This is a genomic window from Bartonella sp. TT29SHDZB, assembly GCF_042193395.1.
Lineage (GTDB): Bacteria > Pseudomonadota > Alphaproteobacteria > Rhizobiales > Rhizobiaceae > Bartonella.
In genome coordinates this window covers 1-514 of sequence record NZ_JBHILQ010000193.1, presented here as the reverse complement: position 1 = coordinate 514, position 514 = coordinate 1, and the positions used below count along the sequence as shown (strand labels likewise).

At 45.3% G+C, this 514-nt stretch carries 1 protein-coding gene and 1 pseudogene; both read right to left on the bottom strand.

The features are described 5' to 3' along the window. Positions 1 to 335, bottom strand: a pseudogene (locus ACFIJJ_RS10240) (late control protein); the annotation flags it as partial. Then, positions 326 to 514 (bottom strand): tail protein X (locus ACFIJJ_RS10235; protein WP_375646877.1); only part of this gene is annotated, 189 nt, incomplete at its 5' end. The pseudogene ACFIJJ_RS10240 and the gene ACFIJJ_RS10235, both read right to left, overlap by 10 nt.

Here is a 514-nt window from a genome sequence, read left to right as displayed (position 1 = left end):
TGTTCTTTGAGCTCTTTACGCATCGAGGCACTTTTGCCACAAAGGCGCAAGATCTCTCCATCACTGCCACCACAACTGACCACTGACTCCACAACAAAACACCCCATAAAGGCACTGATGCTGTTCTCATAGCCAAAAATCACTTGCAGAGTGCTGTTGCTTGAGGGAATCTCTAAATCATTGCCACCATCATCAAACTCTGCTTCAAATGTATCAGCTTCATTGCCCGCATGATCCGTAATGGTTGCCGTTAAAAGACGCTGGTAAAAAAACTCATGAACAGGTTTGTCTCCCACCTTGACCATAATAAAAGGGTGTGTACGCATTAATCCCATAACCGCTTCACCATGCTTTGGGGATTAGACAACACAAATTCAGGCAGAATGACCTTTAAGCCCCGTGGTAAAAACACACCATATTTGGCAATCTCTGGATTAGCTTCCAGTGTGGCTTCTAAATAGCCTTTGAGTAAACCAGCTTTCCTCCGGTCTCTGAACACTGCCATGGCATGGTG